Source organism: Stenotrophomonas sp. AB1(2024) (assembly GCF_037482345.1).
Taxonomy (GTDB): domain Bacteria; phylum Pseudomonadota; class Gammaproteobacteria; order Xanthomonadales; family Xanthomonadaceae; genus Stenotrophomonas.
Genome location: NZ_JBBHKO020000001.1, coordinates 2,753,061 through 2,779,741, shown reverse-complemented (window position 1 = coordinate 2,779,741; position 26,681 = coordinate 2,753,061). Strand labels below are relative to the sequence as shown.

The 26,681-nt window shown below is 66.7% G+C and carries 18 protein-coding genes and 1 riboswitch; of the genes, 10 read left to right on the top strand and 8 right to left on the bottom strand.

Annotated elements, in window-relative coordinates; all coding sequences use genetic code 11:
• Positions 1-72: 72 nt before the first annotated feature.
• The 5 genes from WIX41_RS12565 to thiC form a co-directional block, all read right to left on the bottom strand.
• Positions 73-2,925, bottom strand: a complete 2,853-nt coding sequence (locus WIX41_RS12565) for a TonB-dependent receptor (RefSeq protein ID WP_339448024.1) — start codon at positions 2,923-2,925, stop codon at positions 73-75.
• A gap of 68 nt (positions 2,926-2,993) precedes the next feature.
• Positions 2,994-3,875, bottom strand: a complete 882-nt coding sequence (locus tag WIX41_RS12560; protein ID WP_339448022.1) for a helix-turn-helix transcriptional regulator — start codon at positions 3,873-3,875, stop codon at positions 2,994-2,996.
• A gap of 123 nt (positions 3,876-3,998) precedes the next feature.
• Complete coding sequence (locus WIX41_RS12555) at positions 3,999-6,305, bottom strand: winged helix-turn-helix domain-containing protein (protein WP_339448020.1); 2,307 nt, start codon at positions 6,303-6,305, stop codon at positions 3,999-4,001.
• Positions 6,306-6,577: 272 nt separating this feature from the next.
• On the bottom strand, positions 6,578-7,255 hold the full coding sequence (locus tag WIX41_RS12550) for an ion channel (protein ID WP_339448018.1): 678 nt from the start codon (positions 7,253-7,255) through the stop codon (positions 6,578-6,580).
• 89 nt (positions 7,256-7,344) lie between these two features.
• Positions 7,345-9,222 carry a phosphomethylpyrimidine synthase ThiC gene (gene thiC / locus WIX41_RS12545; RefSeq protein ID WP_339448016.1) on the bottom strand — a complete coding sequence of 626 codons (1,878 nt, stop codon included), beginning with the start codon at positions 9,220-9,222 and terminating at the stop codon, positions 7,345-7,347.
• 113 nt (positions 9,223-9,335) lie between these two features.
• Positions 9,336-9,437: riboswitch (TPP riboswitch) on the bottom strand.
• Between the two features lie 98 nt (positions 9,438-9,535).
• On the opposite strand from thiC, the gene WIX41_RS12540 reads away from it, so the two are divergent.
• A complete protein-coding gene (locus WIX41_RS12540) occupies positions 9,536-11,107 on the top strand; it encodes a BCCT family transporter (RefSeq protein ID WP_339448014.1) in 1,572 nt (523 codons plus the stop codon).
• 186 nt (positions 11,108-11,293) lie between these two features.
• On the opposite strand, the gene ggt is transcribed toward WIX41_RS12540, so the two are convergent.
• Together ggt and WIX41_RS12530 are read right to left on the bottom strand one after the other, a co-directional pair.
• Positions 11,294-13,012: a gamma-glutamyltransferase gene (gene ggt / locus WIX41_RS12535; RefSeq protein ID WP_339448013.1), complete on the bottom strand. Its 1,719-nt coding sequence runs from the start codon at positions 13,010-13,012 to the stop codon at positions 11,294-11,296.
• Positions 13,013-13,099: 87 nt separating this feature from the next.
• Entirely contained in the window at positions 13,100-13,432 is a 333-nt protein-coding gene (locus WIX41_RS12530) for a hypothetical protein (protein WP_339448012.1), read from the bottom strand.
• Between WIX41_RS12530 and ilvC the strand changes: the two genes are divergently transcribed.
• The 9 genes from ilvC to leuB all read left to right on the top strand — a co-directional run bounded on the left by ilvC (position 13,418) and on the right by leuB (position 23,239).
• Positions 13,418-14,482, top strand: coding sequence for a ketol-acid reductoisomerase (gene ilvC / locus WIX41_RS12525; protein WP_339449480.1), 1,065 nt, complete (start codon positions 13,418-13,420; stop codon positions 14,480-14,482). The two genes, WIX41_RS12530 and ilvC, sit on opposite strands and share 15 nt — an antisense overlap.
• 38 nt (positions 14,483-14,520) lie before the next feature.
• Positions 14,521-16,257, top strand: a complete 1,737-nt coding sequence (ilvG, locus tag WIX41_RS12520) for an acetolactate synthase 2 catalytic subunit (RefSeq protein ID WP_339448011.1) — start codon at positions 14,521-14,523, stop codon at positions 16,255-16,257.
• A complete protein-coding gene (locus WIX41_RS12515) occupies positions 16,241-16,501 on the top strand; it encodes an ACT domain-containing protein (RefSeq protein WP_339448010.1) in 261 nt (86 codons plus the stop codon). Before ilvG ends, WIX41_RS12515 begins: the two co-directional genes overlap by 17 nt.
• A 201-nt stretch (positions 16,502-16,702) precedes the next feature.
• Positions 16,703-17,800, top strand: a complete 1,098-nt coding sequence (locus WIX41_RS12510; protein WP_409187498.1) for a threonine dehydratase — start codon at positions 16,703-16,705, stop codon at positions 17,798-17,800.
• Entirely contained in the window at positions 17,797-19,350 is a 1,554-nt protein-coding gene (locus tag WIX41_RS12505) for a 2-isopropylmalate synthase (protein ID WP_339448007.1), read from the top strand. Before WIX41_RS12510 ends, WIX41_RS12505 begins: the two co-directional genes overlap by 4 nt.
• A 10-nt stretch (positions 19,351-19,360) precedes the next feature.
• Positions 19,361-20,143 (top strand): methyltransferase domain-containing protein, encoded by a 783-nt coding sequence (locus WIX41_RS12500; protein ID WP_339448005.1) that lies wholly within the window; start codon positions 19,361-19,363, stop codon positions 20,141-20,143.
• 48 nt (positions 20,144-20,191) lie between these two features.
• Entirely contained in the window at positions 20,192-21,613 is a 1,422-nt protein-coding gene (gene leuC / locus WIX41_RS12495; RefSeq protein WP_339448003.1) for a 3-isopropylmalate dehydratase large subunit, read from the top strand.
• Complete coding sequence (gene leuD / locus WIX41_RS12490; protein WP_339448001.1) at positions 21,613-22,191, top strand: 3-isopropylmalate dehydratase small subunit; 579 nt, start codon at positions 21,613-21,615, stop codon at positions 22,189-22,191. Before leuC ends, leuD begins: the two co-directional genes overlap by 1 nt.
• Positions 22,181-23,239 carry a 3-isopropylmalate dehydrogenase gene (leuB, locus tag WIX41_RS12485; RefSeq protein WP_339447999.1) on the top strand — a complete coding sequence of 353 codons (1,059 nt, stop codon included), beginning with the start codon at positions 22,181-22,183 and terminating at the stop codon, positions 23,237-23,239. The genes leuD and leuB overlap by 11 nt, the downstream gene beginning before the upstream one ends.
• Before the next feature lie 282 nt (positions 23,240-23,521).
• Here leuB and WIX41_RS12480 read toward each other — a convergent pair whose 3' ends face one another.
• Positions 23,522-26,680: an efflux RND transporter permease subunit gene (locus WIX41_RS12480; protein ID WP_339447997.1), complete on the bottom strand. Its 3,159-nt coding sequence runs from the start codon at positions 26,678-26,680 to the stop codon at positions 23,522-23,524.
• Position 26,681 lies beyond the last annotated feature (1 nt).

Below are 26,681 nucleotides of genomic sequence, written 5' to 3'. Positions count from 1 at the left end.
TGCTCTTCGGGCAAAGAAGAAGGGCGGGCCTTGCGGCCCGCCCTTCTTTCATTGCACCAATGCTTCGATGGATCAGAAGCGCTGGGTGTACTTCATGTACAGGAAGCGACCAATATCGAAACCGCCGTAGTAGGCGAAGCTCGAATTCGGTGCCGAGTACATCAGCGGACCCTTGTGGTCGAACACATTGTTCGCGCCCAGGGCGATGGTGGCATCCCACGGCGCCTTCCAGCTGACCTGCAGGTCGTGGAAGGTGTTGGAGCCGGTCTTGCGCAGCGGATCAGCTTCGCCATTGGCCATGTGGTCCGGCGCATTGCACCAGAACTCGCCGGTGTCGATGCAGCCTTCCTTCATGCCCGAGTAGTAGCGAGCGGTGTAGTTCACACCGAAATCGCCGTACTGCCAGTTCACGCCCAGGTTCGAACGCACGCGGAACAGGCCGGCTTCGCCGACGCGACCGATCATGATGTTGTCGCCGGCAGCGTTCTGGCCCTGCTCGTCGTACTTGGCCATGTAGCTGGTCTGCCAATCGATGTTGAACTGGCCGATGGCCAGCTCCGGCAGACGGTACTTGATGCCCAGGTCGTAACCTTCGGTTTCCATCATGCCGAGGTTGGCGGTGCCGTAGGTGATCGCGCTGACGTGGCCGTCATCGGCACGCACGACGCTTTCGCAACGCGCGCTGTTGCCCAGCACGTAGCAGTCACGCAGGATGCGGTCGACGCTGTCAGCAATGATCATGTTGCTGATTTCGTAGCGGTACCAGTCCAGCGAGACGTCCAGGCCCTGCACCCAACGCGGGCTCCAGACCAGGCCCATGGTCTTGCTCTTGGAGGTTTCCGGCGACAGGTTCGGGTTGGCACCCGAGATGAACTGGTCACCCGACTGGCACGGCAGGGTCGAGCACGGCTTGTTGCCCTGGCCCAGCTGCACGTAATCGGCCGGAACGCCAGCGGCGGAGCAGGCGGCATTGCCGGCAACGCTGCCCGGCGCGGTGGTGCCGCACGGGTCGATGTACGACTCGAAGCTCGAGCTCAGGCCACCGTACAGGTCGCTGATGGTCGGAGCGCGGAAGCCCTCGGCGTAGGTGCCGCGGACCAGCAGTTCATCCAGCGGACGCCAGGTGATGCCGAACTTGCTGTTGGTGGTGCCACCGAAGTTGCTGTAGTCCGAATAACGGCTGGCAACGTTCAGGGTCAGTTCCTTGGCGTACGCCATGTCGGCCAGGATCGGCACGTTCAGTTCGAGGTAGACCTCGTTCAGATCGTACTCACCCTGGGTCGGCTTCTGGCCCAGGCCGGTGGACATGCCCGACTGCGCGAAGGCGTCCGGCACGTAGCTGCCCTGTTCCTTGCGGTGCTCCACGCCCACGGCGAAGCCGAGGTCGCCAGCCGGCAGGGTCACGATGGAACCGGCCAGGTTGGCGGTGAAGCTGGTGGTCTTGGTTTCACCACGGGTGGTGTAGGTCGGGAACAGGAAGCTCACCAGTTCCGGATCCGACAGCGAACCGGCGCCGGCAACGCCGTACGGCAGCAGCGGGTTCCACGGACGGCAGTCGCCCAGGGTCGGGCTGGCGGCGGTGCCGCAACGGGCAACGCCGCTACCGTCGATGAACGACGGGCCCAGCGCCTGCTCGGCGGCGATCAGGCTCATGTCGCCGTAGTTGGACTTGACCGACTCGTTGCGGTTCCACAGCGCGCCGACGTCCCAATCGAAGGTCTTGCCGGCCAGCTCGAAGTAGCCGCTGACAGTCGGGGCGAAGCGCAGGGTCTTCAGCTGGCTGTCGGTGGTGCGCGGCACTTCCCACAGGCGGCGACGGAAGTCGACGTTCTGGCCAACCGGATTGAAGGCGCTGCCAGCGGTCAGCGGGGTGCCGAACGAGGAGGACTGGTACGGGTAACCGGCGATCTGCTGGAACGTCTTGCGCTCGTTGTAGAGCACGTCGGTGTTCAGGCTGATGGTGTCGGTGAAGTCGTAGGTACCGTTGACGTACAGCGACTTGCGCTCAACGCCGGTCAGCAGGGTCATCTGCTCGTTGGAGTTGGCGTACTCGGCCGGGGTCAGCTCGTGGTAGTCGTTCGGGTTGTTCGGGTTGCCACCCTGGTTCAGGGTCTGCCACACCGCCGTCTTGGAGGTGCGCGAGCAGTCGGAGGCCAGCGGGTTGCACCAGCTGCCGTTCTGGCTGATCGGGCTCCAGTCGTCCGGAGTGGACAGCGGGCCCAGGCCGCCATCGCGGCTGTACCAACGGTCCTTGGCCCACACCGGATCCTGCTTGTTGTACTCGGCCGACAGCGTCAGGCTGCCGCGTTCGCCGGTAGCACCCAGGGTCATCGCGTAATTCTGGGTTTCACCGTCGCCCTTGTCGTACTGGCCGACATAGACGTTGGCTTCGCCGCCATCGAAGTTCTTGCGGGTGATCACGTTGACCACGCCGGCAATGGCGTCGGAACCGTAGATGGACGATGCACCGTCCTTCAGGATCTCGATGCGCTCAACAGCCGACATCGGGATCTGGCTCAGATCCTGCAGACCGGCGGTGGTGGCGCCCAGGCGCTTGCCGTTCATCAGCACCAGGGTGCGCTCGGCGCCCAGATTGCGGATGTCGACGTAGTAACCGCCCACGTTCTCGCCCGAAGCCAGCGATTCCGAACGCGAGATGGCCGGCGAACCGGCCGAGGTCAGGTTGTTGAGCACGTCTGCGACGCTCGAGAAGCCCTGCTTTTCCAGGGTTTCGCGGGTCATCGTCAGGATCGGCTGCTGGGTCTCCATGTTGGCGCCGCGAATACGCGAGCCGGTGACCGAGATGCGATCGAGGTCAGTGGTGCCGGAGGCTGCTTCCTGTGCCGAAGCGAAGCTCGGCACGAGCGCCAGCGCAATGCCGGCAGGCAGAAGACCCAGCCGCACTGCGGGAGTACGAAAATTCATCAATCTCTCCAAGGTACGTTAGTAGCGTGTTAAACCGCCTCGGAAAGTTACGATTGCGTTACCGTTAATTATTTGCGCGATGCAACCGTACTCTTTGCCGACTTTGGCGAAAGCGATCCACCGGTCTGCCGATAGCCCGACGCCGACTGGCCGTAACGGGCGCGGAACGCACGCGCGAAGCTGCAGCAGTTATCGAAGCCGCTGGCTGCAGCCACTTCGCCGATCATCATGTCGGTGTCGCGCAGCAGGTCCGCCGCGCGCTCCAGGCGCAGGCGCGCCGACAACGACTGCGGGCTCTCTTCGTACAGGCTCTGGAACGTCTTGGACAGGTACCAGCTGGAGAAGTTGGTCAGCTCGGCCAGTTCGCCGATGCGCACCACGCGGTGGCTGTTGCCTTCCAGGTACAGGCGCGCACGCTGCATGCGGCCGAACACCTGGCGCTTGCGGATGCGCGAACGGCCCGGGCAACGCTGCACGCCGGTGGCCATGCCACGCTGCATCGACGCCAGGTGCAGCAACACCGGGCGCAGGGCCTGCGCGGGCTGGCCGCTGGCCAGCGCATCACGCCACAGGCGCAGCGCCACCCGCACTTCGCCGCGCGTCATGCTGCCGCGGCCAGCGTACAGGCTGCAGTCGGCCAGCTCGCCCAGTGCGCGCAGGGCCTCGGGTGCCAGGCTCAGGCCGATGCACAGGCCATCGCGCCCCGCCTGGATCATCGGCCTGGATTCCTTTTCGAACGCGATCCACTCGCGCTGGCGCAGGCGGAAGCGGCCCTCCTTGGATTCCACCCACGCGCTGCCCCGCAACTGCATCCACACGGTGAAGGTGGTGCCAGCGGTCTGCAGGCTGCCCAGCCGGGCCACGCCCAGGCAGGTCGGCAGCAGACCGTCGTCGACGATCTTGTCCAGGGAGAGCGATTGGCCGCGATCGGCGAGGGAAAGCTGACGCATGACGTACACCGGGGTTTGCCGTTACGGGGCACCCGTTTTGCCAAATCAGGCCGTCTGCGTCAGGACGATTCGACGAGATTGATCCGAAATCGTCACGACGCCATCACGAAAGAAGTACGAAGACTACTTTCCCTTCCAGAACAACTGGTTGGGTGCCAACGAGAACACCGGGCGCGTCGGTTCGGGCAGCGTCATCACCCCGATGTCGGCGCCATCGGCGACCGCCAGGGCCAGGTACAGCGCGCTGCCATCGGGCTGCGCGCTGAAGCCGTTGCCGGCGCTGAGCCGATGGGCATCCAGGCAGTACCCGGCACCTTCGGAGGGATCGTTGATCCGTGCGAACACGGTCGAACAGTCGGCCCGGCTGGACAGGTAGTCCAGGCTGCCGCCACGGGCCACCGCCCAGGCACGGTAACGCCAACGCGAAGGCCGATCCTCGCTGACCTGCTGGATGCTGGCCGGCGTCAGCTGCAGATCGGCCGACCACAGCCCCCCTGCCGCCAGACGGGTGAACAGCACGCGCTGGTTGGCCGCATCCAGGCGCGCCTGCGATACCCCGTCCACGTGGCCAAGCAGTTTCCACGGCGCAGCGCGGCGATCGAACAGCAACAGGCGCATGCGCTCGTCCTCGTCGCGTTCCACCACCAGCACGTGGTCGTTATCGCCGGCATACAGCGCCTGCAGCGGCTGCGCCACTGGTACCGGCAGCGCCACGATCTGTTCATCGCGCGGCGAAACCTCGTAAATCACCGGTCGCGCCTGCGCATCGCGGCCGGACACCAGCAGGCGCGTGCTGTCCGGGGACCAGTCGGCGGATTGGCGGGTTTCCGGGCGCAGGCCGTCCACCGGGCGCAGCGACTCGGGGCGGGACAGGTCGGCCCACCACAGGCCGTAGTTGCCCGAACGATCGGAGGTGAACACCAGTTGCCGGCCATCCGGGGCCAGCATCGGCTGGCCATCGCGGCCGTTGGAGGGGAACAGGCGTTCTGGCGTACCCGGGCGCCCGTCCTTCACCGGGACCCGGAACAACCCGAACTGCGCCTTGCGGTGCACGAAGGCCAGCATGTTGTTGCTGCGCGACAGCGCCGGAGACTGGGCATCGTCCAGCCCAACGTCGCGCAACGTACGCGTCTGGGTATCCAGTTCGTACAAGCGCGCTTCGCTGTCCACCCGGCGCCCGAACACGATGTGCCGGCTGTCGCCGCGCCAGGCCCAGCCACGGATCTCCGCCGAATCGTTGGTGAGCTGTTCGGGCACGCCGCCGCCGGCTGGCATCCGCCACAGGTCGCCGATCTGCGGGTTGCGCACGAACACGATCCAGCGGCTGTCCGGCGAAAAACGCGGCGCGTAGTCGAAACTGTCATCGGCCATCGGGTAGTCGATCGAGGCCCAGGCGCCGCTGGCGATGTCCAGCACGCGGATGCCGCGATGGGCATGGCGACCGGACAACGAGCCGAACACCAGCCCGCGCCCGTTGGGCGTCCAGTCGAAACTGAGCAGCTCGGTGCCGTCGCAGCGCGTCACGTGGCGGATCGCGCCGCCCGTGGCGCTGGCGATCAGCACCTCACAGCTGGCGTCCGGCCCGAATCGCGCAAACGCGATATCGCGCCCGTTCGGCGACCAGTTGGGGAAGCGGTCGGAATGACCCGAAGGCGTGTCGGCAAGCAGGCGCGCCGGTGCATTGCCGGAGGTCTGCACCTTGATTGCGCTACCGCCGCCCACGGCGTCATCGGCCTCATAGGCGACCTGCGAGCCATCCGGCGATACGGTCGGGTAGGTTTCGAAGCCCGCCGTGGCGGTGATCAAACGATACGGACGCTGCGGGCTGCCGACCACGCGGCTGCCATCTTCCAGCACGCCACTGCCACCGTGCTCCTGCGCTGGGCGCTGCAGCAGCAGCGCGGTGAGCACCAGCAGTGCAACGGCCATGGCCAGCCCGATGGCCAGGAACACATGGCGCCGTGTGCGCCGCCAGTGGCTGCGCGGACGCGGCACGGGGCTGGCAACGGCAGATTCCGCGGCCAGCGCGTGGCGTTCATTCTCATTCGGGGCCGGGTCGGCATCGGCCACAGGCTCGACCAGCGCCGTCACCGGCTGCAGCAATCGATACCCGGACTTGGCGATGGTCTCGATGTAGGCCGTCCCCGCCTCGTCATCGCGCGAGAACACCTTGCGCAACTGGGTGATGGCCTGGGTCAGCACGTCGTTGGTAGGCAACGTATCGGGCCAGACCTCGGCGAACAGTTCCTCGCGGGTCACCACCGCACCGGGAACACGCATGAGCACCCTGAGCACGCCCAACGCCTTGGGCGTGAGCCGGCGCGGAAGGCGCGCGCCCTCCACCACCACCTCACGCGACGACAGCGTGATGGTGCAATCGCCGATCCGGAAGCGGTCGGCAGCGGGTGTCTCACTATCCAGGTTGATCATTCCGGTGCTACGCACAAACAACTGAACAACAGGAACGCAGCATTCATCGAATCAACCACCGATCGAACGAACCGCCAGATTCCGCACAAGGCATCAGCGCAAAGGGCAAAAACACTGAAGCGCGCGAATACTAGCCTATGCCGGTTAACTGCGCCTATGCGCGCAGAGGACATCAGGCCTCTCTCGCCGACGAATCCACATAAATCGCTTCAACATTCGCGCCCTCTGGCGCGATTTTTTTATCTGCGATTCAGTAATATTTTATCGTCTATTCAGTTTCGCGCGTTACGGATCATGGTCAGCCCGACCAGACGCGACACCACCAACGCTACGTACATCACGCCTGCAAACTGTGCCAGCATCACCAGTGCGCGTGCCTGCGGGTGCACCGGTACCACGTCGCTCAACCCCACCCCCGACAACAAGCTGAAGCTGAGATAAAGCAGCTCCATCCAGGTGCGCAATTCGCTCTCGCTGGTGGCCACGAAACTGCCCGGATACCAGTACTGGCACACCGCGAAAGCAAACGCGAATGCCCAGGCCAGCAGTGTGAAGGTAGCGCCTGCGGCGAATAGTTCGTCGCGGGTCACCTTATGGTCCTGCAGCATGTACGCGATCAGGCTGCCGGCAGTGTAGAAGTACAGCAGGCATTCGAGCAGCTGCGCGGTGGTGACCAGCGCCGGTCGCCCCAGCAGCGCCCCCGAAACGGAGAACACCACCGAGGGGATGGCCAGCAGCAGCGCCAGCCACATCCCCAGCGGACTGCGTCGCACCACCCACAACGCCAGGCCCAGCACCGCGATGCCGAAGGCGCCGAACAGCGCGCGGCTCGCCCCGGACTCGTCCATGGCCGGGTACAGCAGCACGCCCAGCAACTGCACGCCCAGCAGCCAGGCCGAGGGATGCCGGCGGGCGATGGCCAGCCATCGGGTGGTGCGTGCTATCGCCATCGTCGTGGTCCTCGCCCCTGTGTCGGTGGGCCGAAGCTTACCGGCTGCGGTGCCGAGGCAGCATGATGGCCATGCTGCCCCTCCCCTGCTTATTCCTGCCGGTACACCTGGGCACCCTGCGCGCGGAACTCGGTCGACTTCTCGGCCATGCCCACCGCCAGCGCCTCCTGCTCGTCCAGGCCCTGCCCGGCCGCGTAGTCACGCACGTCCTGGGTGATCTTCATCGAGCAGAAGTGCGGCCCGCACATCGAACAGAAGTGGGCCAGCTTGTGCGCGTCCTTGGGCAGGGTCTCGTCGTGGAATTCGCGGGCCTTCTCCGGATCCAGGCCCAGGTGGAACTGGTCTTCCCAGCGGAACTCGAAGCGCGCCTTGCTCAGCGCGTTGTCGCGTACCTGCGCGCCCGGATGGCCCTTGGCCAGGTCGGCAGCATGGGCGGCGATGCGGTAGGCCATGATGCCGTCACGCACGTCCTGGCGGTTGGGCAGGCCCAGGTGCTCCTTGGGCGTCACGTAGCAGAGCATGGCGGTGCCGTACCAGCCGATCATGGCTGCACCGATGGCACTGGTGATGTGGTCGTAGCCCGGCGCGATGTCGGTGGTGAGCGGCCCCAGCGTATAGAACGGCGCCTCGCCGCATTCGCGCAGCTGCTTGTCCATGTTCTCCTTGATCAGCTGCATCGGCACGTGGCCGGGGCCTTCGATCATGGTCTGCACGTCATGCTTCCAGGCGATCTTCGTGAGCTCGCCCAACGCTTCCAGTTCGCCGAACTGCGCGGCATCGTTGGCATCGGCGATGCAACCTGGGCGCAGGCCGTCACCCAGCGAGAAGGTCACGTCGTAGGCCTTCATGATCTCGCAGATATCCTCGAAGTGCGTATAGAGGAAATTCTCGCGGTGGTGGGCCAGGCACCACTTGGCCATGATCGAACCGCCGCGCGAGACGATGCCGGTAACCCGGCGTGCGGTGAGTGGCACGTGGCGCAGCAGCACGCCGGCATGGATGGTGAAATAGTCCACGCCCTGCTCGGCCTGCTCGATGAGGGTGTCGCGGAAGATTTCCCAGCTGAGTTCTTCGGCGCGGCCATCGACCTTTTCCAACGCCTGGTAGATCGGCACCGTACCGATCGCCACCGGCGAGTTGCGCAGGATCCATTCCCGCGTTTCGTGGATGTGCTTGCCGGTGGACAGGTCCATCACCGTATCGCCGCCCCAGCGGATCGCCCATACCAGCTTTTCCACTTCCTCGGCGATGCCCGAAGACACTGCGCTGTTGCCGATGTTGGCGTTGATCTTGGTCAGGAAGTTGCGGCCGATGATCATCGGCTCGCTTTCAGGATGGTTGATGTTGTTGGGCAGCACCGCGCGCCCGCGGGCGATCTCTTCGCGCACGAACTCCGGCGTGATCGAGGCCTGGATGGAGGCGCCGAACGATTGGCCCGGGTGCTGCATCAGCAGCGCCTTGTCGCCGATCGCCTCGATGCGCTGGTTCTCACGGATCGCCACGAATTCCATTTCGGGGGTGATGATGCCGCGCCGCGCGTAGTGCATCTGGGTGACGTTGGCGCCGGCCACGGCGCGGCGCGGCTGCAGGCGCGAAGGGAAGCGCACCGCATCCAGGCGTGTGTCGGTTTCGCGCGACCGCCCGAAGGCCGAGCTGAGCCGGTCCAGCAGCTCGGTGTCGCCCCGTTCGGCCACCCAGCCCGCGCGCAGCGCCGGCAAGCCGGTGGACAGATCGATGCGGGCATCCGGATCGGTGTACGGGCCGGAGGTGTCATACACGGTCACCGGCGCGTTCTCTTCGCCGCCGAACAGGGTGGGCGTGCGGGTCAGCGCGATTTCGCGCATCGGCACCTGCAGGTCGCTGCGTGAGCCCTGCACATGGATCCTGCGCGAGCCGGGAATGGGTCGCGTGACCGATTCAGACAGCTGCTGGGCCTGTTGCTGCAGGGCGGAAGGGTGTGCGTTCATCGGGCATCGTCCTGGGTTATCGGTGCGAGGGTTCGCACGGCAAGGGACGAAGCGGCGGCGCACGGCAGGCGCACGGCGCGCGGTTTCCAGGCGGGGGCTGGGCGGCGCGGTGCATCGGCTGTTGCGAAGCTTCCCTACGCCGGTATCAACCGGATCAGGTTCGAAGGGACTGTCTCAACCGTGGCCACATGGCCGCGGTACCCCCGCTTCGGGGCGGATTAGACCACAGCTGCGCCCGGTTTGTGCAGCCGGTGGCGACCGGCACGGGAAATGTGAACAGCCCGGTCATGCTGCCTTGGCTACACTGCCGCGCATGGTATTTCGACTTTCCATCGCGCTGGTGGTGCTGCTGGTGCTGGCCGCCGGCATCGCCCCGGACCCGTTCAACGAGGTAGTGCGCGGCGGCCTGGTGCACATCATCCGCAGCGCCGGCTGGCTGTACCTGCTGGTGGTGTTCATCACGCTTTCGTTCCTGCTGTACCTGGCATTCGGCCGGCTCGGCTCGCTGCGGATCGGCGGCGAAGACGCCGAACCGGATTTCTCCAATGCCAGCTGGATGTCGATGCTGTTTGCCGCCGGCATGGGCATCGGGTTGGTGTTCTGGGGCGCGGCCGAACCGGTCTCGCACTTCGTCACCCCACCCGAAGGCCTGCCCCCGCAGAGCATGGAAGCGGCCCGCGCCTCGATGCGCTATGCGTTCTTCCACTGGGGCCTGCACCCGTGGGCGATCTATGCGCTGATCGGGCTGGCGATGGCCTGGTTCCAGTTCAACCGCAATGGCCGCGGGCTGATCAGCGACCTGCTGCAACCGCTGATCGGCGTGCACCACCGTGGCTGGATCGGTACGGTTGTCAACGTGGCGGCGGTGGTGGCCACCGCGATCGGCGTGGCGACCACGCTCGGTTTCGGCACCATCCAGATCGCCGCCGGGCTGCAGCGCGTGTTCGGCATCCACGCCGGCGCGCCGCTGCAGCTGACCATCATCGCGGTGGCGTTCGTGCTGTACATGGCCTCCACCGCCAGCGGCGTGCACCGTGGCATCAAGTGGCTGTCCAACTTCAACCTTGGGCTGGCCGCAGTGCTGCTGGCACTGGTCCTGGTGCTGGGCCCCACCGCCTTCATCTTCGATACGTTCACCACCACCATTGGCTCCTACCTCAACCAGCTGGTGACCATGAGCCTGCGCATGTCGCCGTTCTCCGGCAGCACCTGGGTGGCCGACTGGACGATCTTCTACTGGGCGTGGTGGATCGCCTGGGCGCCGTTCGTGGGTTCGTTCATCGCACGCGTGTCGCGCGGGCGCAGCATCCGCGAGTTCGTACTCGGCGTGGTGATCGCGCCCAGCGTGCTGGGCTTCCTCTGGTTCTCGGTATTCGGCGGCACCGCGCTGTGGTCGCAGATCTTCGGCCATGTCGACCTGGTGCAGGCGCTGGGCACCGGCTACGAGACCGTGCTGTTCACCATGTTCGACAGCCTGCCCATGCCCACCGTGCTGTCGGTGATCGCATTGGTGCTGCTGGTGATCTTCTTCGTGACCTCCGCCGATTCGGCGGTGCTGGTACTGGCCAGCATGTCCACCGACGAAGCCGGCGACCCGCCCTTGTCGCGGCGGATCACCTGGGGCGTGGCGATCGCGCTGATCGCCGCCGTGCTGCTGCTGGCGGGCGGGCTGGATGCGCTGCAGGGCATGATCACCATCGCCGCCCTCCCCTTCGCCCTGCTGATGCTGGCGGTGATGTGGTCGCTGTACCGCGTGCTGGACCTGGAGTACCAGTTGCAGCACCGGCGCGCCAGACGCGCGCGGCAGATGATGGATGCGTGGATCGAGCGCGAGATTGCCGCGCAGGAAGAGACGCGCGATGAGGCGTCGCGGGCGGATACGTAGCGCTCAAGAGCAGTGTTTCAGTTCATCCGTGCAGGGCGGCCGTCGGCCAGCCACGCTCCGGGACACGCCGGCCCAGCTCAGGGCATGCGAGAACCACCGGCTGTTCGCCCAAATGCATGAAGCAGCCGGGCAGAGCCCGGCTCTACGTAAGATTGCAATCATGAGCAGCCGTGCAGGCGGGGACCGTTAGTACCCTGCCGCTTGTCCATCCTTGCGGCTTTCCGAGGCGCCGTAATACACGCCGGTTTCCGGGTCGCGCATGATCGCCTGGTAGCCGCCATACGGGCCGTCGGCGAACGTTACGCGGTGGCCCTTGCGCATCAGCGCGCGCACCGTCTCGTACGGGTAGCCGGTTTCCAGGTTCACTTCGCCGCCGTCGCTCATCGCCGTGGCCTGGCCGGTCGGCTCGGTCGAGCCTTCATGCTGGATGCGCGGCGCATCGCCGGCTTCCTGCAGGTTCATGCCAAAGTCCACCAGGTTCATCACGATCTGCGCGTGGCCCTGCGGCTGCATCGCGCCCCCCATCACGCCAAAGCTCATCCACGGCTTGCCATCCTTGGTCACGAAACCTGGAATGATGGTCTGGAACGGACGCTTGCCCGGCGCGTAGCCGTTGGGATGATCCTTGCGCAGCACGAACATCTCTCCGCGATCCTGCAGGATGAATCCCAGCCCCGGCGGCGCCATGCCACTGCCCATGCCGCGGTAGTTGGACTGGATCAGCGACACCATCATGCCGTCGGCGTCGGCCACGGTCATGTAGATCGTGTCGCCCTCTTCCAGCTGCTTCGGCGTGCCCGGCTGCACTTCACGCAGCGCCTTGTCCATCGAGATCAGCTTGCGGCGCTCGGCCGCGTATTCCTTCGACACCAGCCTGGCCACTGGCGCCGGCTGGAACGCCGGGTCGGTGTAGAAGCGCGCACGGTCGGCGAAGGCCAGTTTCTTGGCCTCCACGAACAGGTGCACATGTTCCGGTGAGCCGAAGGGAATCTTCGAGAAATCGTATCCCTCCAGCACGTTCAGGATCTGCAGCGCCGCGATGCCCTGGCTGTTCGGCGGCAGCTCCCACACGTCATAACCACGGTAGTTGCTGCTCACCGGCTCCACCCATTCGCCGTGGTGGCTGGCCATGTCCTCGTAGCTCAGGTAGCCGCCATTGGCCTTGAAGTACGTCCCGATGGTGCGCGCGATGTCGCCCTTGTAGAACGCATCGCGGCCGCCCTGGGCGATCTGCTCCAGGGTGTTGGCCAGGTTCGGGTTCTTCCACAGCTCGCCCTTGCGCGGGGCATGCCCGTTGATCGTGAACTGCTCCTTGAAGCCGGGGTACTGCGACAGCTTGGGCACCGAACGGTCCCAGTAGTAGGCGATTACTTCAGCCACCGGGTGGCCCTCGCGCGCGTAGCGGATCGCCGGCGCCAGGTTGTCGGCCATCGGCTTGCGCCCGAACCGGTCGTGCAGCGCGAACCAACCATCCACCGCGCCCGGCACCGACACCGGCAGCGGACCGGTGGCCGGGATGTCCTTCAGCCCACGGCGCTGGAACTCGGCCAGGGTCAGCGACTTCGGCGAACGGCCCGAGCCGTTGTAGCCGTACAGCTTCTGCGTCTTGGGGTCCCATACGATCGCGAACAGGTCCCCACCCATGCCGTTGCCGGTGGGCTCCATCAGCCCCAGCGCGGCGTTGGCGGCAATGGCCGCGTCCACCGCCGAGCCGCCGCCCTTCATCACATCCAGCGCGATCTGGGTGGCCAGCGGCTGCGAGGTGGCGGCCATCGCGTGCGGGGCGATCACCTCCGAGCGGGTGGCAAAGCCATGGCCGGTGACCCGGTCGGCAGCGGAGGAGAGCAGCGGCAGCGCACACAGCAGCGCAGTGGCAAGTACGGCACGGGCAAAGGGTCGGGGCACGGGGAGCGGTTCCTGGAGGGATGGCAAGCGCTCGATGGTCGCCGCTGCGGCCTGCTGCGCACATCCGACAATGGTCATGCACGGGGGTCATCCGCGACAGTCCGATCCGCGCAGAAACTGCGCTTCAAAACTTGAATTGGCGTTCACCAGAACGATTTCAGTCGCAACCATCGTTACGTGGCGGGGCTTTGCGCTGGATACAGCCGAAACCGTTGGAAATTGTGGCAACACGGTTGACAGCGACAAAACCGCTGTGGTTTTCTCGATCACATGTTGCAGCGCCACACACCCATTCGCGAATCCATCGAGCACGCCGATCCCGGCGCGGCCTCCATCCGTTCGCTTCTTGTCCTCGTACTTATTACCCAACCAACAGGTGCGGGACGGACCGGCGTGTAAGCAGAACTGCCAGGTATCCATCAAAACCCGCACCCACCCTGGTGCGGGTTTTTTCGTTTCAGAACCCTCCAATTCTTCCTCCAAAGGACCTCCCCCATGAGCACCAACGACCTGCCCCAGATCAAGATCGCTGTTGTCGGCTACGGCAGCCAGGGCCGCGCCCACGCCCTCAACCTGCGTGAATCCGGTTTCGATGTGGTCATCGGCCTGCGCCCGGGCGGCCCGACCGAGGTCAAGGCCCAGGCCGATGGCTTCACCGTGAAGGCACCGGCCGAAGCAGTGAAGGAGGCGGACCTGGTCGCGGTGCTGACCCCGGACATGGTGCAGAAGAAACTCTACGAAGACGTGCTGGCGCCGAACATGAAACAGGGCGCGGTGCTGTTGTTTGCCCACGGCCTGAACGTGCACTTCAACATGATCGCCCCGCGCGATGACCTGGACGTGGTGCTGGTCGCGCCCAAGGGCCCGGGCGCGCTGGTCCGCCGCGAATACGAAATCGGCCGTGGCGTGCCGTGCATCTGGGCGGTCTACCAGGACCGCAGCGGCAAGGCCGCCGAATACGCGCTGGCCTATGCGGCCGGCCTGGGCGGCGCCCGCGCCAACCTGATCCAGACCACCTTCAAGGAAGAAACCGAAACCGATCTGTTCGGCGAGCAGGCCGTGCTGTGCGGTGGCGCCTCGGCGCTGGTCCAGGCCGGGTTCGAGACGCTGGTGGAAGCCGGCTACCAGCCGGAAATCGCCTATTACGAAGTACTGCACGAACTGAAGCTGATCGTGGACCTGTTCTATGAAGGCGGCATCACCCGCATGCTGGAATTCATCTCCGAAACCGCGCAGTACGGCGATTACGTGAGTGGCCCGCGGGTGATCGACGCCGGCACCAAGGAACGCATGAAGGCAGTGCTGGCCGACATCCAGGACGGTACGTTCACCAAGAACTGGGTGGCCGAATACGAAGCGGGCCTGCCGAACTACAACAAGTTCAAGCAGGCCGACCTGGAACACCCGATCGAGAAGGTAGGCAAGGAACTGCGCGCCAAGATGGTCTGGTTGCAAAGTCAAGCCGCGTAACCGCGCGGCTCCCCCACCGCTTTCGCAAAGGTCACCGCATGAACACCTCCGCACACAGCACCGCGCCCCGCAACGGCGCACGCTGGTTGACGCAGGCCCTGGAAGCCGAGGGCGTCGATACGCTGTTCGGCTATCCGGGCGGCACCATCATGCCCTTCTACGACGCCCTGGTGGATTCGGGGCTCAAGCACATCCTGGTGCGCCACGAACAGGGCGCCGCCCTGGCCGCCAACGGCTATGCCCGCGCCAGCGGCCGGGTTGGCGTGTGCGTGGCCACCTCCGGCCCGGGCGCGTCCAACCTGGTCACCGGCATCGCCGATGCGATGCTGGATTCGGTGCCCATGGTCTGCATCACCGGCCAGGTCGCCACCCCGCTGCTGGGCACCGACGCGTTCCAGGAACTGGACGTGTTCGGGCTGACCCTGCCGATCGTCAAGCACAGCTGGCTGGTGCGCTCGGTCGACGACCTGCCCCGGGTGGTCCGCGAAGCGTTCCGGATCGCGCGCGAAGGCCGCCCCGGCCCGGTGCTGATCGACCTGCCCAAGGATGTGCAGGTTGCCGACGCCAGCCACCTGCCGGCGCACGTGCCGGAAACGGTCAACCCGCCGGCGGCGCCGAGCGATGCCGCGCTGGCTCAGGCCATTGCCGCGATCCAGACTGCCGAAAAGCCGGTGATCTACGCTGGCGGCGGCGTGGCCCTGGGCGATGCGGTGGAGGACTTCCGCGCCTTCGTCGACGCCACCGCCATACCCACCGTGCTGACTCTGCGCGGGCTGGGTGCGCTGCCGGCGCAGCACCCGCACTACCTGGGCATGCTGGGCATGCACGGCACCCGCGCGGCCAACATGGCCGTGCAGGAAAGCGACCTGCTGGTGGTGGTCGGCGCACGCTTCGACGACCGCGCCACCGGCAAGTTGAACGAGTTCGCGCCGTTCGCCCGGGTCATCCATATCGACGCCGATGCGTATGAGATCTCCAAGCTGCGTACCGCCGATGTGGCGGTGCCGGGCAACGTCGGCACCGCGCTGCGTGCGCTGACTTCCGCACTGACCCACACGCCCGCATCGCAGGATGCATGGCGAAAGCGCTGCGCCGGGCACCGCGAGCGGTTCGCCGCCCGCTACGACGCACCGGGCGCGCACATCTACGCCCCGGCGCTGCTGAAGCGGTTGAGCGAAGTGGCCCCGGCCGACGCGATCATTGCCTGCGATGTCGGCCAGCACCAGATGTGGGTGGCCCAGCACTGCCGCTTCAACCATCCGCGCAACCACCTGACCAGCGGCGCGCTGGGCACCATGGGCTTCGGCCTGCCGGCGGCGATGGGCGCGCAGTTCGCCTGCCCGGACCGCACCGTGGTGCTGGTCTCCGGCGACGGCAGCTTCATGATGAACGTGCAGGAGCTGGCCACCATCGCCCGCTGCCGCCTGCCGGTGAAGATCGTGCTGCTGGACAACAGTTCGCTGGGCATGGTCCGCCAGTGGCAGGAACTGTTCTTCGCCGAGCGTTACAGCGAGATCGACCTGTCCGACAACCCGGACTTCGCTGCATTGGCCAAGGTGTTCGGCATTCCGGCCACCCGCATCGACGCCCGCGACGATGTCGAAGGCGGCCTGGCCGCGCTGCTGGCCGAACCTGGCCCGGCCCTGCTGCACGTGGCCATCGACGCGCGCGCCAACGTGTGGCCGCTGGTGCCGCCCAACAACGCCAACAGCACCATGCTGGAAAGCAACCCCGCCCATCAGCCCCAGGAGTTCCCCCATGCAATACCGGCTTGACCTGGTGCTGGTTCCCGCCGAAGGCGCGCTGCTGCGCGTGATCGGCATGGCCGAACGCCGTGGCTTTGCGCCACGCGCGATCGTCGGTGCGCCCAATGCGGCCGATGACGGTCGCTGGCACCTGCAGCTGGTGGTGGACAGCAACCGTCCGCCGGAGACGCTGTGCCGGCAGATCGAGAAGATCTATGACTGTGTTTCGGTGCGGATCAGTGCGCTGGAATCGGGTAGTGGAGTCACTGTATGAACGCCCGTGCCGTGGTTCCGGTGCCGGTACGGAGGGGTCTTCTTCCGGAGGGCCTGTTGGTCCGCGCAGCCACGCGTGAATCACGTTCCGTCCCTGCGGCGGGTTCCGCGCGCATGGCGATGCGTTCATCGCACAGGCGCCCGCTGGTCATGGGGCGCGGCGTGGCTCTACACCATGGCCGCCGCAGGCACCGGGGTGGTCATGCCGGCTAGCCGTGCGCCGCAGGAATCGGAGGTGGGCGACGTAAGCGTCGCCGATGTGCTGGCCGCGCAGGCGCGGCTGCGCCGGTTCCTGCCGCCTACGCCGCTGCATTATGCGGAGCGGTTCGGTACGTGGCTGAAGCTGGAAAACCTGCAGCGCACCGGGTCGTACAAGGTGCGCGGTGCATTGAACGCGCTGCTGGCCGGGCGCGAACGCGGCGATGACCGGCCGGTGATCTGCGCCTCGGCCGGCAACCACGCCCAGGGCGTGGCGTGGTCGGCCTACCGGCTGGACATCCCGGCCATCACCGTGATGCCGCACGGGGCCCCGGCCACCAAGATCGCCGGGGTCGCTCACTGGGGCGCCACCGTGCGCCAGCACGGCAACAGCTATGACGAGGCGTACGCGTTCGCGCGCGCCCTGGCCGACCAGCACGGCTACCGCTTCCTGTCCGCATTCGACGATCCGGACGTGATCGCCGGCCAGGGCACGCTGGGCATCGAACTGGCCGCGCACGCACCGGACGTGGTGATCGTGCCGATCGGCGGCGGCGGATTGGCTTCCGGTGTCGCGTTGGCGCTGAAATCGCAGGGCGTGCGCATCGTCGGCGCACAGGTCGAGGGCGTGGATTCCATGGCCCGCGCGATCCGCGGCGATGTACGCGAAATCGCGCCGGTCGCCACCCTGGCCGACGGCGTGAAAGTAAAGATTCCCGGCACCCTGACCCGCCGCCTGTGCAGTGCGCTGCTGGATGACGTGGTGATCGTGCGCGAAGCCGAGCTGCGCGAAACCCTGGTCCGGCTGGCGCTGGAAGAACACATCATTGCCGAGGGCGCCGGTGCGCTGGCGCTGGCCGCCGGCCGCCGCGTGGCCGGCAAGCGCAAGTGCGCGGTGGTCTCCGGCGGCAACATCGACGCGATGGTGCTGGCCCAGCTGCTTTCCGACATCCGCCCGCGCCCGCCGCGCAAACCGCGCCGCCGCGCCAGCGAGCGGACACGGCCACCGCTACCAACCGTGCTCGCACCACCCCCGAATTCCCTAGTCCTTCCTTCCCCTGCCTTGCCATCCGACCTTGCCGTCGAGGAGACCTCCTGGTGACCACGCCCAACTCCCCCCGAATTCGAATTTTCGATACCACCCTGCGCGACGGCGAGCAATCGCCCGGCTGCAGCATGAGCCCGCAGCAGAAGCTGGTGATGGCCCGCGCGCTCGATGAGCTGGGCGTGGACGTCATCGAGACCGGCTTCCCGGCCAGCTCGCAGTCCGACCGCGACGCCATGGCGATGATCGGCCGTGAGGTCCGCCGCCCGACCCTGGCGGTGCTGTCGCGCTGCCTGGCCGCCGATATCGAAACCTCGGCCAAGGCCCTGGAATCGGCCGCCAATGCGCGCCTGCACCTGTTCCTGTCGACCAGCCCGCTGCACCGCGAGCACAAGCTGCGCATGAGCCGCGAGCAGGTACTGGAATCGGTGCACAAGCACGTAAGCCTGGCACGCAGCTACATCGACGATGTGGAGTTCTCGGCTGAAGATGCCACCCGCACCGAAGAAGACTTCCTGATCGAAGTGGCGCGCGTGGCCGTGGCCGCCGGTGCCACCACCATCAACCTGCCCGATACGGTCGGCTTCACCACCCCCGAAGAGATCCGCGGCATGTTCCAGCGGGTCATCGCCGGGGTGCCCGACAGCGACCGCATCATCTTCAGCGCCCACTGCCACAACGACCTGGGCCTGGCCGTGGCCAATTCGCTGGCCGCCATCGAAGGCGGCGCGCGCCAGGTGGAGTGCACCATCAACGGCATCGGTGAGCGCGCCGGCAACTGTTCGCTGGAAGAGCTGGCGATGGTGTTGAAGGTGCGCAATGCCTTCTACGAGGAAGACACCCGGATCAACACCCCGCGCATCGTCTCCACCTCGCAGCTGCTGCAGCGCCTGGTCGGCATGCCGGTCCAGCGCAACAAGGCGATCGTGGGCGCCAATGCGTTCGCGCACGAGTCGGGCATCCACCAGCACGGCATGCTGCGCCATCGCGGCACCTACGAAATCATGCGCCCGGAAGACGTAGGCTGGGAAAACTCGCAGATGGTGCTGGGCCGCCACAGCGGCCGCGCTGCGGTCGAGGCGCGCCTGCGTGCGCTGGGCTTCTGGCTGGAGGAAGAAGAGCTGAAACTGGTGTTCGAACAGTTCAAGGCCCTGTGCGAGCAACAGCGCGTGGTGACCGATGCCGACCTGCAGGTATTGATGCAGGGCAGCTCCACCCAGAACGGCTACCGCCTGGCCTCGATGACCATCAGCGACGTGGGCAGCCGCGCCAACGCGCTGGTCGAGCTGTCCGACCCGGATGGCAACCGCGTGGCCGAAACCGCGCAGGGCGATGGCCCGGTGGACGCGCTGTTCGGCGCGCTGGCTGCCGCCACCGGCGTGCAGCTGATGCTGGACAGCTACCACGTGCACAGCGTGGGCATTGGCGCCGACGCGCGCGGCGAGGCCAACCTGAGCGTGCGCCATGACGGCGCGGAGTACGAAGGTACCGGTACCAGCCGCGACATCATCGAAGCCTCGGCCCTGGCCTGGCTGGACGTGGCCAACCGCCTGCTGCGCCAGCGCCAGGCCGGCGCCGGACAACCTGCGGCCACCGCCGCCGCCTGAGGAAGCAACCATGAGTGCCTTCGACAGCCCCTACACCGCCGACGCATCCCAGCACTGGAATGCCCAGGACTACGCCATCGACGCCGGCTTCGTGCCGGTGCTCGGCGGCGCGGTGGCGCGCCTGCTCGACCCGCAGCGCGGCGAGCGGATCCTCGACCTGGGCTGTGGCGATGGCGTGCTGAGCTTCGACCTGGCGCTCAGCGGTGCGCACGTGACCGGCGTGGACAGCTCGCCCGAGCTGATCGGCGGCGCCCGCGCTCGTGGCATCGATGCGCAGCTGATGGATGCGCACGCGCTGACCTTCGAGCGCCGATTCGATGCGGTATTCAGCAATGCCGCCCTGCACTGGATGCGCGAGCCGGACAAGGTGATCGACGGCGTGCGCCGTGCCCTGCGTCCGGGCGGCCGTTTCGTCGCAGAGATGGGCGGCCAGGGCAACGTCGCCACCATCACCAGCGCCCTGCAGGCCGCGCTGTGCAGCAACGGCCATGCGGTGCCGGCATTCCCGTGGTACTTCCCCAGCGCCGACGCGTACGCAGAACGCCTGCGCGCGCATGGCTTCCAGGTGCGCCATATCGAATGCCTGGCGCGTCCCACCGTGCTGCCCACCGGCATGCAGGGCTGGCTGCGCACCTTCGCCCCGCCGTTCCTGGTCGGGCTGGATGCCACCCAGCGTCAACGCGTGCTCGACGACACCGTGGCGCTGCTGGCACCGACCCAGCGTGATAAGCATGGCCAGTGGAGCGCCGATTACGTGCGGCTGCGCTTCGATGCGCGGCTGCGCACTTCCTGACCGACCCGAACCACCCTATCGTCACATGAACCACAGCAAGGCCATTCCATGACCCCAGCTCCCCGCACCCTGTACGACAAACTGTGGGACGCCCACGTGGTCGTGCCCGAATCGGACAGCGCGCCCGCCGTGCTGTACATCGACCTGCACCTGATCCACGAAGTGACCTCGCCACAGGCCTTCACCGAACTGCGCGAGCGCGGCCTGGCGCCGCGCCGCCCGGACCGGACCAAGGCCACCATGGACCACTCCACCCCGACCCTGCCGGCCGATGCCGACGGCAAGCTGCCCTACGCCAGCGCCGCCTCCGAAGCACAGGTGGCGATGCTGGCGCGCAACTGCGCCGAACACGGCATCGAGCTGTTCGACCTGCAGTCGGCCAACCGCGGCATCGTGCACGTGATCGCGCCCGAGCAGGGCTTCACCCAGCCGGGCATGACCATCGTCTGCGGCGACAGCCACACCTCCACCCATGGAGCATTTGGTGCATTGGCGTTCGGCATCGGCACCAGCGAAGTCGGCCACGTGCTGGCGACCCAGTGCCTGCTGCAGCGCAAGGCGAAGACCATGGCGATCACCGTCGATGGCGCGCTGGCGCCAGGCGTGGGCGCCAAGGACGTGGTGTTGCACATCATCGGCGTGATCGGGGTGAACGGCGGCACCGGCCATGTGCTGGAGTTCCGTGGCAGCGCGATCACCGCGATGGACATGGAGCAGCGCATGACCCTGTGCAACATGTCCATCGAAGCCGGCGCACGCGCCGGCATGGTGGCGCCGGACCAGGTCACCTTCGACTGGGTGGCCAACACCCCGCGCGGCCCCAAGGGCGTGGCGTTCGACGAGGCCGTGGCGCAATGGTCGCAGCTGCGCAGCGATGCGGGCGCGCGCTTCGACGTGGAAGTACACATCAACGCCGCCGACATCCGCCCCACCCTGACCTGGGGCACCCACCCGGGCACGGCCATCGCAGTGGACGCGCCGATCCCGGCGGCCAACGATGCGGCCGACCAGAAAGGCCTGGACTACATGCACTTCCAGGCCGGGCAGACCCTGGCCGGCACCCCGGTGGACGTGGTGTTCGTCGGTTCGTGCACCAACGGCCGCCTGAGCGACATGCGTGAAGTGGCGCAGGTGCTGCAGGGCCGCCGTGTTGCCGCAGGCGTGCGCATGCTGGTGGTGCCGGGTTCGGAAATCGTCAAGCGCCAGGCCGAAGCCGAAGGTATCGACGCCATCGTGCGCGCCGCTGGCGCCGAATGGCGCGAACCAGGCTGCTCGATGTGCATCGCCATGAACGGCGACCTGGTGGCGCCCGGGCAGCTGGCGGTGAGCACCAGCAACCGCAACTTCGAAGGCCGCCAGGGTCCGGGCTCGCGCACGCTGCTGGCCTCGCCGATGACCGCCGCGTGGGCGGCGGTGAACGGCCGCGTAGCCGACCCGCGTGAACTGTATGCCAGCCAGGAGGTGGCCTGATGAGCAGCTTCCGTACCCTGACTTCGACCAGCGTAGTGCTGCGCGAAACCAACATCGACACCGACCAGATCATTCCGGCGCGGTTCCTGTCCACCACCGAACGCGCCGGGCTGGGCAAGCACGCCTTCAACGACTGGCGCTGGCAGGCCGACGGCACGCCCAACCCGGGCTTCGCCTTCAACCAGCCGCACAACGCCGGGCGCAGCATCCTGCTGGCCGGGCGCAACTTCGGTTGTGGTTCCTCGCGCGAACATGCGCCGTGGGCGCTGGCCGACCTGGGCCTGCGTGCGATTGTGAGCAGCGAGATCGCCGACATCTTCCGGGGCAACGCGTTGAAGAACGGACTGCTGCCGATCGTGCTGGACGAAGCGGACGTGCAGACGCTGATGCAGCGCCCCGACGATGCGCTGACCGTGGACATCGCCGCGCGCGAACTGCGCACGCCCGATGGGCGTGTGTATACCTTCCCGCTGGACGGCTTCTCGCAGACCTGCCTGCTGGAAGGCGTGGACCAATTGGGGTATCTGTTGGGCCGTACCCCTGACATTGAACGTTACGAGAGTGAACATGCACGCTGAGATTGTCGTATTGCCCGGTGATGGCATCGGTCCGGAAGTCGCTGCCGCCGCCGTCGCGGTGCTGGGTGCGGTCGCCGAACGCTTTGGCCACACCTTCCAGTTCAGCGAACACGATATCGGCGGCATCGCCATCGACCGCCACGGCGAGCCGCTGCCGGCCGCCACGCTCGATGCCTGCCGCCAGGCCAAGGCGATCCTGCTGGGCGCGGTGGGCGGCCCGAAGTGGTCCGACCCGAACGCCAAGGTGCGCCCGGAACAGGGGCTGCTGGCGATCCGCAAGGCGCTGGGGCTGTATGCCAACCTGCGGCCGGTGCGCACCCACCCGGCCGCACTGGGCGCCTCGCCGATCAAGGCCGAGCTGCTGGAAGGTGTGCACTTCGTGGTGGTGCGCGAGCTCACCGGCGGTATCTACTTCGGCGAAAAGACCCGCACCGCCGACACGGCCAGCGATCTGTGCAGCTACAGCGTGGGTGAGATCGAGCGGGTGATGCGCAGTGCGTTCCGGTTGGCGCAGCAGCGCCGTGGCAAGGTCACCTCGGTGGACAAGGCCAACGTGCTGGAAACCTCACGCCTGTGGCGTGACGTGGCGGCGCGGATCGGTCGCGAGGAATTCCCGGAGATCGCGCTGGAGCACCAGCTGGTGGATTCGATGGCCATGCACCTGCTGGCCAAGCCGCGCGAGTACGACGTGATCGTGACCGAGAACATGTTCGGCGACATCCTCACCGATGAGGCTTCGATGCTGGCCGGCTCGCTGGGGCTGCTGCCGTCGGCGTCATTGGGAGAGCCTGGGGCGGTCGGGATCTACGAGCCGATCCATGGGTCTGCGCCGGATATCGCCGGAAAGGGCATTGCCAACCCGTACGCCACGATCTTCAGTGCTGCGATGCTGCTGCGGCATTCGCTGGGGTTGGAGGCCGAAGCGGCTGCCGTTGAGGCGGCCGTGCATGCCGCCTTGGATGATGGGGTGTTTACTGCTGACTTGGCGGCGAAGGGCCAAGCGGTGAGCACGACCCAAGCAACCGACGCGGTGTTGGCGCGTCTATAAGCTGGAACGCGCAGGTTCCATGGCCCGAAGGGTGCTCACCAGGACGGCGGGCATAACGTTGGCCGGACACCGCGCGCAGCGCGGCTCGAGCCTCCGGAACCGGTGGCAACGATGCCCCAATCAAATCATCCGACGTTTAAATCCGGCCGAAGCCGCCCGGACGATCGCGCGGTGCCGGGTTCACGAGGGCCGGCCAACGGCCGGCGCTACCCGGCGTGACACCCCGCCGGGGTGTCACGCCGGGCGTCACGCCCGAGGGGCGTGACGCCGCCGGATGAAGCCCTATCGGGCTTCATCCGGCTTCACCCGGAACCACGCCGCATACAGCGCCGGCAGGAACACCAGCGTCAGCACGGTGCCCACGATCAACCCGCCCATGATCGAGATCGCCATCGAGCCGTAGAACGCGCTGCGCGACAGCGGGATCATCGCCAGCACCGCTGCCAGCGCGGTCAGCACGATCGGGCGGAAACGGCGCACCGTTGCATCGATGATCGCGTGCCAGCGGTCGTGGCCGGCGTCGATGTCCTGCTGGATCTGGTCGATCAGGATCACCGAGTTGCGCATGATCATGCCCGCCAGCGCGATGGTGCCCAGCAGCGCCACGAACCCGAACGGTGCGCGGAACAACAGCAGGAACAGCGTCGCCCCGATGATGCCCAGCGGTGCGGTCACCAGCACCATCGCCGCCCGCGAGAAACTGCGCAGCTGCAGCATCAGCAACGTCGCCACCACGATCAGGAACAGCGGCATGCCCGCCTTGATCGAATCCTGCCCGCGTGCCGAATCTTCCACCGTGCCGCCGGTCTCCAGCAGGTAGCCGGCTGGCAGCCCGGCACGGATACCCTCCAGCGTCGGCAGGATCTGCTGCACCACGTCCAACGGCTGCTTGCCATCGCCGATATCCGCGCGCACCGTCACCGTCGGCAGCCGGTTGCGGTGCCAGATGATGCCGTCCTCGAACACGTACTCCAGGCGCGCCACCTGCGACAACGTCACCGACGTGCCGCTCGCCGTGGGAATGGCCAGGCTGCCCAGCATGTCCAGGCGCACGCGTTCGTTGTCCGGCCCGCGCAGCAGCATCTCGATCAGGCGGTTGCCCTCGCGGTAGGTGCTCACGCTCATGCCCGACAGCGACGTGCCCAGCAGCTGGCTCACCTGCGCACTGCTGACGCCCAGCGCGCGCGCACGGTCCTGGTCGATCACCAGCCGTACCACCTTGCTCGGCTCGCTCCAGTCCAGGTTCACGTTCATCACGTGCGGGTTCTCGCGCACCTTGGCTTCCACCTTGCGCGCGATCGCCTGCACCTGCTCGATGTGCTCGCCGGAAATGCGCATCTGCACCGGGTAGCCGACCGGTGGGCCGTTCTCCAGGCGGGTCACGCGCATCTGCACGTCCGGGAACTGCGGAATGACCTCCTTCAGCAGCCAGTCGCGCGTGGCCTCACGTGCCTCTGCGTTCTCGGTCAGCACCACGAACTGCGAGAAGTTGGTGGCCGGCAGCTGCTGGTCCAGCGGCAGGTAGAAGCGCGGCGAACCGGTGCCCACGTAGGCCACGTAGTTGGTGATGCCCTCGCGGCCCTTGAGCAGCTTCTCCAGTCTGCCTGCCTGCGCCTGGGTGGCCTGCAACGACGCGCCTTCGGCCAGTTCGATATCCACCATCAGTTCCGGCCGGGTCGAATCGGGGAAGAACTGCTGCGGTACGAAGCGGAAGATCAGCAACGAGAACACGAACAGCGCCGCGGTGGCCGCGATCACCCACCAGCGGTGGCGCAGGCACATGTCCAGGAAGCGGCGGAAACGCGCATAGAACGGCCGCTGGTAGGGGTCGTGGTCGTGCGCCAGCTCCTTCGGCGCAATCCAGCGCGCGAACGCCGGGTGGCGGTCGGCCCACTGCAGCCGCTTCGCACGCCAACGCCCGGCCAGGCTCTCCGGCTTGGGCGGCTGCGGATTGAACAGGTCCGGCAGCATCTTGTCGCCCAGGTACGGAATGAACAGCACCGCCGCGATCCACGACACCACCAGCGCGATGGTCACCACCTGGAACAGCGAACGGGTGTATTCACCGGTGCTCGATGCTGCCGTGGCGATCGGCAGGAAGCCGGCGGCGGTGATCAGCGTGCCGGTCAGCATCGGGAACGCGGTGCTCTCCCAGGCAAAGCTGGCTGCGCGCAGGCGGTCGTAGCCCTGCTCCATCTTGGTGGCCATCATTTCCACCGCGATGATCGCATCGTCCACCAGCAGGCCCAATGCCAGCACCAGCGCACCCAGCGAGATCTTGTGCAGGCCGATGTCGAAGTAATGCATGACGAAGAAGGTCATCGCCAGCACCAGCGGAATGGTCACGCCCACCACCAGGCCGGTGCGCAGGCCCAGCGAGAAGAAGCTGACCAGCAGCACGATCACCACCGCTTCGGTGAGCACCTGGACGAACTCGCCGACCGACTCTTCCACTGCATGCGGCTGGTCGGATACCTTGCGCAGCTGCATGCCGGCCGGCAGCGTTTTCTGCAGGCGTTCGAACTCGGCATCCAGCGTGGCGCCCAGCTTGAGGATGTCGCCGCCGTCTTTCATGGCCACCGCGATGCCGATGGCATCTTCGCCCATGAAGCGCATCTTCGGCGAGGCCGGGTCGGCGAAGCCGCGCTTGACCTCGGCAATGTCGCCCAGGTGCACGGTGCGGTCGCCGGCCTGGATCGGGAAGCGGCGGATGTCGTCGATGTTCTGGAACTGGCCGGTCACGCGCAGCTGCACGCGGTCGGTGGGGGTTTCAAAGAAGCTGGTGGCGGCAATCGCGTTCTGGTCGGCCAATGCCTGCTGCACCTGCTGCAGCGAAACGCCCAGGGTGGCCAGCTTGGTGTTGGACAGTTCGATCCAGACCTTCTCGTCCTGCAGGCCTTCCAGCTCGATCTTGCCCACGTCGGGCACGCGCTGCAGTTCCAGCTGGATGCGGTCGGCGTAGTCACGCATCACCGCATAATCGAAACCCTGCCCGGTCAACGCGTAGATGTTGCCGAAGGTGTCGCCGAACTCATCGTTGAAGAACGGGCCGACGATTTCGCGCGGCAGGGTCGGTTTGATGTCGCCCACGCGCTTGCGCACCTGGTACCACAGGTCCGGAATCTGCCTGGAGCGGAGGCTGTCGCGGGCCATGAAGATCACCTGCGATTCCCCCGGGCGCGAGTACGAGCGGATGAACTCGTACTGCCCGGTGTTGAGCAGCGCCTTCTCGATCGGCTCGGTGACCTGGCGCGAAACCTGCTCGGCGGTGGCACCCGGCCACATCGTGCGCACCACCATCACCTTGAAGGTGAACGGCGGATCCTCGGACTGGCCCAGGTGCTTGTACGACCACGCGCCGATGATGGCGAAGGCCAGCATCGCAAACAGCACCAGCGCGCGGTTGCCCAACGCCCATTCGGAAAGATTGAAGCGGCGCACG

What these genes read in the sequence shown, in the direction of transcription:
- WIX41_RS12555 (WP_339448020.1), bottom strand. Translation starts at nt 6,305, where the DNA reads ATGATCAACCTGGATAGTGAGACACCCGCTGCCGACCGCTTCCGGATC.
- leuB (WP_339447999.1), top strand. Translation starts at nt 22,181, where the DNA reads ATGCACGCTGAGATTGTCGTATTGCCCGGTGATGGCATCGGTCCGGAA.
- WIX41_RS12530 (WP_339448012.1), bottom strand. Translation starts at nt 13,432, where the DNA reads ATGGATACCTGGCAGTTCTGCTTACACGCCGGTCCGTCCCGCACCTGT.
- WIX41_RS12550 (WP_339448018.1), bottom strand. Translation starts at nt 7,255, where the DNA reads ATGGCGATAGCACGCACCACCCGATGGCTGGCCATCGCCCGCCGGCAT.
- WIX41_RS12540 (WP_339448014.1), top strand. Translation starts at nt 9,536, where the DNA reads ATGGTATTTCGACTTTCCATCGCGCTGGTGGTGCTGCTGGTGCTGGCC.
- leuC (WP_339448003.1), top strand. Translation starts at nt 20,192, where the DNA reads ATGACCCCAGCTCCCCGCACCCTGTACGACAAACTGTGGGACGCCCAC.
- thiC (WP_339448016.1), bottom strand. Translation starts at nt 9,222, where the DNA reads ATGAACGCACACCCTTCCGCCCTGCAGCAACAGGCCCAGCAGCTGTCT.
- WIX41_RS12515 (WP_339448010.1), top strand. Translation starts at nt 16,241, where the DNA reads ATGCAATACCGGCTTGACCTGGTGCTGGTTCCCGCCGAAGGCGCGCTG.
- WIX41_RS12510 (WP_409187498.1), top strand. Translation starts at nt 16,703, where the DNA reads ATGCCGGCTAGCCGTGCGCCGCAGGAATCGGAGGTGGGCGACGTAAGC.
- ilvG (WP_339448011.1), top strand. Translation starts at nt 14,521, where the DNA reads ATGAACACCTCCGCACACAGCACCGCGCCCCGCAACGGCGCACGCTGG.
- WIX41_RS12560 (WP_339448022.1), bottom strand. Translation starts at nt 3,875, where the DNA reads ATGCGTCAGCTTTCCCTCGCCGATCGCGGCCAATCGCTCTCCCTGGAC.
- WIX41_RS12500 (WP_339448005.1), top strand. Translation starts at nt 19,361, where the DNA reads ATGAGTGCCTTCGACAGCCCCTACACCGCCGACGCATCCCAGCACTGG.
- leuD (WP_339448001.1), top strand. Translation starts at nt 21,613, where the DNA reads ATGAGCAGCTTCCGTACCCTGACTTCGACCAGCGTAGTGCTGCGCGAA.
- WIX41_RS12565 (WP_339448024.1), bottom strand. Translation starts at nt 2,925, where the DNA reads ATGAATTTTCGTACTCCCGCAGTGCGGCTGGGTCTTCTGCCTGCCGGC.